Genomic DNA, 4397 nt, shown 5'->3' with positions numbered 1-4397 from the left:
GACCGGCTGCCGGGAGCTGTTCCGCGACGGCTACACCGACGTCTGCCAATTCACCATGGAGAAGAAAGCCGCCTAAGCTGCGGCCAGTTTCATAATCGGGATGCTGGAGGTTTTAGACGCCAGCACCGCGGTGGGATCGGTAATGACCCAGTCGAGCCCGGCGGAAATCACAGCTTGCCCATCGCCACCGAACGCGCTGGCGGACTGCTCGTGAGCACTTGAACCGCATGGTGTGCGGTGTTTGCGGTGTCGCGCGCATCGCCGCGCGGACGCGCGAGCGTTACAAAATCGCCGTGGCCAAAGACCACCGATTCGTTTTGCGCCATCGCCCCCAAAGGGTTGTGGCCGAAAGCAGACGGTCAGGTAGCGACTACGCGGTCGCGCCGAACCGTACGGGACATCGTCGGCCCGCTGTCAGCTCATAGGAAAGACGGTAAAGCGGCGCGGCGGTGTCGATGTTACGAATCACATTGAGAGCAAGCTATTAATGGGTTTCGAGGTTCTGCTGTTGGAAGTCACCGAAGGTCGGCTGCGGTTGTTGCGCCGGCGCTGCCCAGGAGTTGCGGCTGATGATCGACGGCTGCACCTCCTCCGCACGAGATACGGCGAGCGCATCGCCGCACCAAGAAAGGGCTGGACGTTCAGAGCGCAGTGATCCGCCTACGGTGCCAATGTTTGCGTGACAAAGCTGTCGGATAGTAGACGCATACGTTCGACGCTTCAGTTAATTCCATGCGTCGTTCTTGCCGGAGGACGATCGCCACTTGGTGCGATCGTGCTCCGGTACTTGTGTCCCGCTTACCTGGAGCATGTTATGCGCAAGACCATTGCAATCGCTTCGGCCACTGGGGCGTTGTTGTTTAGCGGTGCCGGGACTGCCTACGCCGCAACCGAGAGCTCATCCGTCTCGTCGTCCACCACGACTGCGGTGGCACAACAAGACAACAGCCACAAGAGTGACAAGACCGGATTGTGGGGGCTTGTCGGGCTCCTTGGCTTGGGTGGGCTCGCCGGATTGCGACGAAAAGGGGCATATCCCGGAGAAGGCACCCCAGGCTCTGGTATTCGCGGCTAAACGCCGCGGCCTAGGCCAGACCTGCTGCCGCAGGACCGGCGTCAGCATTTGTAGCGTCCTGAAGCGGCGCTGGTTCTGGAGTGCCGATCGTTTGAAGCATCGGTGAAGAAGTCTTGGCCTAGTCTGCGGGGATGGCGGGTAGAGGTGGATGCAGGGCGGTACCGACGGTTCACCCGGCGGTAACCGCGCCCGGGTCTCGGTCGACAGCGTCGCAGATGCTGGGCGATCTCAACGAGACAGCAGCCGGCCGTGCCTCGATAATGGTCATCTGAGCAGTTGCGCGGAAGTGAAAGCTTCTCCCGCACAGCCGGTTGCAGGAGCCGGGCAATTGCCTGGCAATCGTCCCCGAGCTGGGCAGACATCCATGCTGGCAAACTCGATGAGCCATTAATCCGCGACCTACTAAGTCGGGGTGCGAGGCCGATAATCCCGGACGCAGCCAGACCGTCTCGGCGGACTTCTACAGCCGAAGGCTACGTGGCAGCGATGTCGTCGTACGGGCGGCAAGTGTGTCGCAGCTGCTGATCGGTGCAGGCGGGTTCGCGACTAGATCTGGTTGGGCCGTGCAGCTTCACCGGAAAGCGCTGGGCCGAACCGTATTCGTCGCACGCAGACGCAGCACAAACGGTTAGCCGATTACCGGCCGGGAAAGGAGAGCAGCAAATCGGCAGGGGAACGCGAGTAGCCGACTTATCTAGTTTCTTGGTTGAATCGACTTATCTAGTTTCTTGGTTGAACTGGTAATCGCCGAGTGCGACGACGCCACCGCCGCCGCGACGAGCGCCGTGTGCCCTTGTTCAGGCAAGTCCGAGGCGATGTCTCAACGGTACGGCGCGAAGCCCAGTGGACCTTCCAGAGCCACGAGCAGGACGCGCAGGTCGTTGTTGAGTTGGTGTTGTTTCGCGGCCGAGAGGGGGGCAAGGAGGGTGGCCTCGGTTAGGGTTTTGGTAGCGAACACTTCTCGCGCGCGGGTGTGTCCTTGGGGGGTGAGGGTGACCAGGATCTGGCGGCGGTCGCTGGGATCGATGTGTCGGTGGATCCAGCCCTTGTTTTCGACGCGGGTGATGCGGTTGGTGATCGTGCCGGAGGTGAGCTGAAGCTCTGCCGCCAGTTCACCGGCGGTGAGTTGGTGATGTGGTCGTGCACGGATGAGTGCGGCCAACAGTTCGAGCTCCCACAGTTCGATGCCGTAGCCGCTCAGTTCGCGGCGCATCTCGTTCTCAAGCCGACGCGCGATCCGTCGAATGCGGTAGGCCAGCGCCTTCGCCTCCCGTGCCGCCGCCGGCGTCTCCTCCCCGGCGACCCGCATCAGCGCATCGACCCGATCGCCGGGGAACGGTTCGGCAGTCTCGGATTCTTGAAGCTCTTGGCCTTTATGGTGGTGTGTGCTCAAAAGTGACCTCCATCCACGGCTAGCGTGCGGCCGGTGAGGTAGGAGGCGTCGTCGGAGGCCAGAAACGCCACGGCGGCGGCGATCTCGGTCGGGTCGGCCGCGCGGCGCAGCGCCGTGAGCACGGCCATCGTCTCGGCGGGTGTCTGGTCGGGTAGGTCGGGATGACGGTAGCGCCCCGACACTTCGGCGGCCATGTCGGTGGCGGTGCCGCCGGGCGCGACGGCATTGATGCGGATCCCGCGGCGGCCCAGTTCCGGCGCAAGGTTAAGCACCATGGCGCTAACGGCTGCTTTGCTGGCGGCGTAGAGGGTGTGATCGAAGACCGCCCGGGACGCACTTACTGAGGACATCAACACTAGCGATCCCTTGTCGTGCATCAGCCGAGCGGCGTGCTGGGCGGCGAACAGTTGGCCGGCGACGTTGACCGCGAACACGCGGTTAAAGTCGGCCGGCGTGATGTCGTCCAGCGCGGCGAAATGCTCGATGCCAGCATTGCTGATGAGGATGTCAAGCCCGCCCAGCCGCTCAGCGGCCTTATCGACGAGGGCGCCCACCGCATCTGGATCGCTCACGTCGGCCTGGATGGCCACCGCCTCACCGCCACGCCTGCACAGCTCATCAACCAACGCCTGGGCGGCCGGCGCCTGGCTGCGGTAATTGATCGCGACCGCCGCCCCTTCGGCCGCCAGGCGCTCGGCAACAGCGGCGCCGATGCCTCGGCTCCCTCCAGTGACCAGCGCCCGTCGCCCGGTCAGACGGGCCGCCCAATGTTTACCGCTCATGCCGCCAGGATAATGTAGTATTTACTTGAGATCAAGATACTTGAAGTGAAGGTAACAGTGGAGTGATACGCGGTGCCGGCGAAGGAAGGTGGTCGCGTTCGCACGCGGCGACCCCCATGGACTGCACGTCGCCTCATACCGGCAGACGCCACCCCTGACCATCCAACGCTTGCCGATCACACCCTTCGGCGTCGAGCCGCTCGCGCCGCCTAAGAGGACAGGAGCATCGCTGTGGCACCACCGGTCTTGATACGGGGAGGTTACGTCTTGAGCATGGATTCCGAGATCGGCGATCTGCCGGTCGGTGACGTCTTGATCCGCGGTGGGCTAATCGCTGCCGTCGCGCCCACCCTCGATGCTGGCGGTGCGGAGGTCATCGACGCGACGGGCGCGATCGTGATCCCCGGCCTCATCGACGGACACCGCCACCTGTGGCAGGCGTTACTGCGCGGGGCCGCGGCGGACTGGAGCCTGCAGCAATACATGGCGGAGGCCAGGTCGATGTACTGTGGCTGTTTCGACGCCGAAGCCGCCTACCTCAGCAACTATCTCGGCGGCTTGGAATCGCTGTCGGCCGGCATCACCACCGTCGTCGACCACAGTCATCTGCAGACCTGCCCGCAGAGCACCGACGCGTTGGTCCGTGGTCTGCTCGACAGTGGGGTCGGCGGGGTGTTCTGCTATGCGCTGCAGAACGTCCCCACCTTCCTCGACGGCGCACCCGTTGACATCGCCGCGGTGCGTGAGCTGGTGATGCGCAGCCCCGACGAGTGGCACGACGAGAACGCCACGCGCGTGCGGGCAAAGTTTTTCGGCGATCCGGGCCAGCGGCTGCGGTTCGGCGTCGCCCTGCCCGAGACGGCACCCTATCTGCCGCTGGACGCGTTGCGCGCGCTGCTTGTTCGGGTGGGGGCACTGGAGCCGTTTCTGGTGACCGGCCATTGGGATGTCGGCGCGGTGGACTCGACGATCGCTGCGCTGTGCGAGCATCAGGACTGGCCGGCGCACACCTCGCTCACCCACTGCAACCACCTCGACGACGACGAGATGGCCGCATTGGCGCACGCCGATGTCGGAATCTGCACCACCCCCGACATCGAATGCGGAATGGGCAGTGGGCCGCTCGTCGCGCGACGCTTTCTAGACC

The 4397-nt window shown here is 64.1% G+C and carries 5 protein-coding genes and 1 pseudogene; 2 read left to right on the top strand and 4 right to left on the bottom strand.

What is annotated here, in order from left to right:
* Positions 1-75: 75 nt before the first annotated feature.
* Positions 76-168 (bottom strand): annotated as a pseudogene (locus ACFE99_RS23110) (3-hydroxybutyryl-CoA dehydrogenase); the annotation flags it as partial.
* On the bottom strand, positions 168-326 hold the full coding sequence (locus ACFE99_RS23105; RefSeq protein WP_375488923.1) for a hypothetical protein: 159 nt from the start codon (positions 324-326) through the stop codon (positions 168-170). The pseudogene ACFE99_RS23110 and the gene ACFE99_RS23105, both read right to left, overlap by 1 nt.
* Before the next feature lie 488 nt (positions 327-814).
* Between ACFE99_RS23105 and ACFE99_RS23100 the strand changes: the two genes are divergently transcribed.
* Entirely contained in the window at positions 815-1075 is a 261-nt protein-coding gene (locus tag ACFE99_RS23100; RefSeq protein WP_375488921.1) for a WGxxGxxG family protein, read from the top strand.
* A gap of 820 nt (positions 1076-1895) precedes the next feature.
* Here the strand turns inward: ACFE99_RS23100 and ACFE99_RS23095 are convergent.
* Both ACFE99_RS23095 and ACFE99_RS23090 read right to left on the bottom strand, forming a co-directional pair.
* Complete coding sequence (locus ACFE99_RS23095) at positions 1896-2468, bottom strand: MarR family winged helix-turn-helix transcriptional regulator (protein WP_375488919.1); 573 nt, start codon at positions 2466-2468, stop codon at positions 1896-1898.
* Positions 2465-3250 (bottom strand): SDR family NAD(P)-dependent oxidoreductase, encoded by a 786-nt coding sequence (locus ACFE99_RS23090; protein ID WP_375488916.1) that lies wholly within the window; start codon positions 3248-3250, stop codon positions 2465-2467. Before ACFE99_RS23090 ends, ACFE99_RS23095 begins: the two co-directional genes overlap by 4 nt.
* A gap of 273 nt (positions 3251-3523) precedes the next feature.
* Between ACFE99_RS23090 and ACFE99_RS23085 the strand changes: the two genes are divergently transcribed.
* Positions 3524-4397 (top strand): amidohydrolase family protein (locus ACFE99_RS23085; protein WP_375488914.1); only part of this gene is annotated, 874 nt, incomplete at its 3' end.

It is taken from the genome of uncultured Mycobacterium sp. (assembly GCF_964249325.1).
Taxonomy (GTDB): domain Bacteria; phylum Actinomycetota; class Actinomycetes; order Mycobacteriales; family Mycobacteriaceae; genus Mycobacterium.
This window is presented reverse-complemented; position numbering and strand designations above follow the sequence as displayed.

Bases quoted from the DNA above. Each gene is read 5' to 3' on its own strand.
- ACFE99_RS23100 (WP_375488921.1), top strand. From the start codon at position 815: ATGCGCAAGACCATTGCAATCGCTTCGGCCACTGGGGCGTTGTTGTTT.
- ACFE99_RS23105 (WP_375488923.1), bottom strand. From the start codon at position 326: ATGGCGCAAAACGAATCGGTGGTCTTTGGCCACGGCGATTTTGTAACG.
- ACFE99_RS23090 (WP_375488916.1), bottom strand. From the start codon at position 3,250: ATGAGCGGTAAACATTGGGCGGCCCGTCTGACCGGGCGACGGGCGCTG.